This is a genomic window from Pseudonocardia sp., from assembly GCF_035305885.1.
Taxonomy (GTDB): domain Bacteria; phylum Actinomycetota; class Actinomycetes; order Mycobacteriales; family Pseudonocardiaceae; genus Pseudonocardia.
In genome coordinates this window covers 1-3,060 of record NZ_DATGOP010000126.1, presented here as the reverse complement: position 1 = coordinate 3,060, position 3,060 = coordinate 1, and the positions used below count along the sequence as shown (strand labels likewise).

Here is a 3,060-nt window from a genome sequence, read left to right as displayed (position 1 = left end):
AACCACCGGCGGCAGCTCGGCTAGCCGCTGCGAGCTGCGCGAGATGCAGGGCGAGAACGAGGCAGCGTGGTCGATCTTCGACACCGAGCCGCGCTCGTTGACCGTCACCGGCACGTTCGACCCGACGAGCATCACCGGCGGCGCCACGCCGCGCAAAGAGATGATCATCGGGCAGATCCACGGCCCGCTCGGCAACCCGCCGTTGTACCTGGCCTGCGAGCACCACGTGGCCACCCCGCGCATCCGGCTGTTCAAGTACAACGGGTCGACCTCGCCGGGCGTGGACAACATGCTGCCCGGAATCACCGCCACGACCGAGATCACCTACCGGATCGAGTACGCCCCGGGCGCCGACCCGGCGGGCGGCACCGGCCGGGTGCGGGTATACGGCGCGCTCGGCGGGCCGGAGAACCTCCCGGCCACGCCCCAGTTCACGTTCGCCCCGGCCGACTTCTTCGACCAGACGTCGGGGTGGTACTTCAAGGCCGGGGCCTACAACAAGACCACCGTCGCCAGCGCGTCGGCGGGCGCCGCGACGGCCACCATCTCGCGCCTGGAGCTGGTTCAGCCGGACGGCACCACGCCGCCGCCGACCACCGGCGCACTGGACGCCAGCCTCGCCCTCCCGCTCGCCGCGTTGGCAGGCGCCCTCACGACCACCGGGCAGCTCGGCGCCGTGCTCGCGACGCCGCCGGTCACCGTCGCGGGCAGCGTGCGCATGTCCGGGGTGCTCGCCGCCGAGCTGCCCGTCCCCACCGCCGCGCTCGACGCCGAGCAGACCGCGCCCGCCGCGCTGGCCGCGACCGTGGGCCTCCCGGGCGCCGAGCTGGCGGGCGAGGTCACCGCGCTCGTCGAGCTGGCCGCCGCCGCGCCGCTCCCGCTCGCCGAGCTGGACGGCGCCGTCACCGCGGCCGGGACGCTGGCCGCCGAGCTGGCCGTCCCGCTCGCGCACCTGGGCGGCACCGGCGAGGCCGTCGGCGCGCTCGGCGCGACCCTGCACCTCCCGGCCGCCGCGCTGGCGGGCGAGGTGGTCGCCGCCGGCGAGCTGGTCGTCGTGCTTGACCTCCTGGCTGCCGCGCTGGCCGGGACCTCGCACGTGCCCGGCGCGCTCGACGCCGAGGGCCTCGTCCCGCTCGCCGAGCTGACCGGGGCTGTCGCCGCGCCGGGCGAACTGGTCGCCGTGGCGCAGCTGCCGGTCGCCACGCTGACCGCGGGCGGGGCGGTGCCCGGCCAGCTCGTCGCCGTGCTCCCGCTCCCGCGCGCGAGCCTGCTCGTGCGGCCGCCGGTGCTGGTCGTGACCGAGATCGTCGGCCTGCAGGCCGCGTGGCCGGTCAAACGAGGCGGACTCACCGCCAGATCGCTGACCCGGGTGATCGGGCTGACCGCGGGCGTGCCGACCCGCGAGCTGGACGGGGCCTAGGCCGCCCGGCGAGCCTCCCGTGGGTGGCCTCGCGCGTCGACCCCGTATGGAGGTAGTGGCTGGGGCCGGATCGGAGGACTGAGCACTGCCCGCGCACGCACGAAAGGGTGGTGCCAGATGAGCGTCGAGATGATCTCGGCGTTGTTCACCGGCGTTACCGGCCTCCTGTCCGGCCTCGCCGTCCTCCTCGCCACCCGTTCCCGTCGGGTGAGCGAGGACTCGCGCTATGTCCGCAGGGCGTACCGCCGGCTACAGGACAAGTTCCTGGCCGCCATGGCCCACATGTTCGTCCTGGAGACCAAGCTGGCCGAGCGCGGCATACCCGTCCCGGCCCGCCCCGAGATCCTGGACGCGGAGGACGATGATGACGGTCCGGCCCATCAGCCCGCGAGCGCGAATGTCCGCTCGTGAGGTACGCGGCCTGCACCGCGAGGAGGACCGCCGCCCACCCGGCCGCGCCCAGGTCGTCGCGATGGTCGTGCTCGGCGTCCTGGCCGTCGCGCTCGGGGTGTGGCTGACCCAGATCACCGGCGAGGTCGAGGACCAGGCCCGCGAGCTTCCGGAGGTCGTCGCCCAGCGCGACGTCGCCGAGCAGTCCCGACAGGACCTCGCCTCGCGCGTGGTCGCGGCGTGCGCCGAGGGCGGCGAGGCCCGAGCCAAGCTGGAAGCGGTCGGCGCCTGCGCCCAGGCGGAGGTCGTGCGTTCCGCGCCGGTGCCAGGCGAGCCCGGGCGCCCGCCGACCGCCGAAGAGATCGACGCTGCCGTGGCCCGCTGGTGCGCCGCGCACAACGGCTGCTCGGGCCCGCCGCCGTCGGCCGCGGAGGTGGCCGCCGCCGTGGTCGACTACCTGGCGGCGAACCCGCCCGCGCCGGGGCGCCCGCCGACCGCCGAGGAGATCTCGGCCGCGGTCGCCACGTGGTTCGCGAACAACCCTCCACCGCCCGGTCCGCGCGGACCACGTGGGGCGGCCGGACCGGGGCCGACGCCCGAGGAGATCGAGGCCGCGGTCGCCGAGTATCTGGCGGCCAACCCGCCCCCGGCGGGTCCGCGGGGCCCGGCAGGGCCGACGTGCCCGACGGGCTCAACGTTGGCGCCGGTCGAGTTCGCGTCCGGCGAGACCGGGCTGGGATGCGTGACGAGCTTCCCGCCCACCACAGCCCCGTCCGAGACCCCGCCGCCCACGACGGGCACGGCGCCGCCCACCACAGAGGACGAGGACCCATGACCGAGGACGGGGCCAAGGCGCAGCGGGACGCAGCGCTGCGCGCGTTGCACGGTGAGCCTGATATCCAGCCGATGCTGCAGATGGACGGGGTGCGCATCGCCACGCTGGCCGTGCTCGCGGTCAACACGCTGGCCGTGATCGTGCTCGCCACGTTCCTGATCACGAACGCGCGCCACCAGCGTCTCGTAAACGAGTGCTACCAGACCCAGGTCGACGCGCTCGTGTCTTGGGCCGTTGCCGCCTCCGAAGCCGCGCGGAACGACCGCCAGGCGCAGCGGGAGCTACTGCTGGCCCAGCCGCGCACGCCGGAGGAGGGCCGGGCCGCGCTCGACCGGTACCTCGCGAAGCTCGACGAGGCCGACCGCACCAGAACCACCGCACCGGTTCCGTCGCAACGCTGCACCCGGTGACGGCG

4 protein-coding genes are annotated in these 3,060 nt (G+C 75.2%); all 4 read left to right on the top strand.

Annotated elements, in window-relative coordinates; translation table 11 throughout:
• A partial coding sequence (locus tag VKZ81_RS28840) for a polysaccharide lyase family 7 protein (protein WP_324244872.1) occupies window positions 1-1,420 on the top strand: 1,420 nt, incomplete at its 5' end.
• Window positions 1,421-1,537: 117 nt separating this feature from the next.
• Window positions 1,538-1,831 (top strand): hypothetical protein, encoded by a 294-nt coding sequence (locus tag VKZ81_RS28835; RefSeq protein WP_324244871.1) that lies wholly within the window; start codon window positions 1,538-1,540, stop codon window positions 1,829-1,831.
• The gene (locus VKZ81_RS28830) at window positions 1,818-2,645 is read left to right on the top strand and encodes a hypothetical protein (protein WP_324244870.1); all 828 of its coding nucleotides are present in this window, start codon (window positions 1,818-1,820) and stop codon (window positions 2,643-2,645) included. The genes VKZ81_RS28835 and VKZ81_RS28830 overlap by 14 nt, the downstream gene beginning before the upstream one ends.
• Window positions 2,642-3,055 (top strand): hypothetical protein, encoded by a 414-nt coding sequence (locus VKZ81_RS28825; RefSeq protein WP_324244869.1) that lies wholly within the window; start codon window positions 2,642-2,644, stop codon window positions 3,053-3,055. Before VKZ81_RS28830 ends, VKZ81_RS28825 begins: the two co-directional genes overlap by 4 nt.
• Window positions 3,056-3,060 lie beyond the last annotated feature (5 nt).

Bases quoted from the DNA above. Each gene is read 5' to 3' on its own strand.
- VKZ81_RS28835 (WP_324244871.1), top strand. From the start codon at position 1,538: ATGAGCGTCGAGATGATCTCGGCGTTGTTCACCGGCGTTACCGGCCTC.
- VKZ81_RS28830 (WP_324244870.1), top strand. From the start codon at position 1,818: ATGTCCGCTCGTGAGGTACGCGGCCTGCACCGCGAGGAGGACCGCCGC.
- VKZ81_RS28825 (WP_324244869.1), top strand. From the start codon at position 2,642: ATGACCGAGGACGGGGCCAAGGCGCAGCGGGACGCAGCGCTGCGCGCG.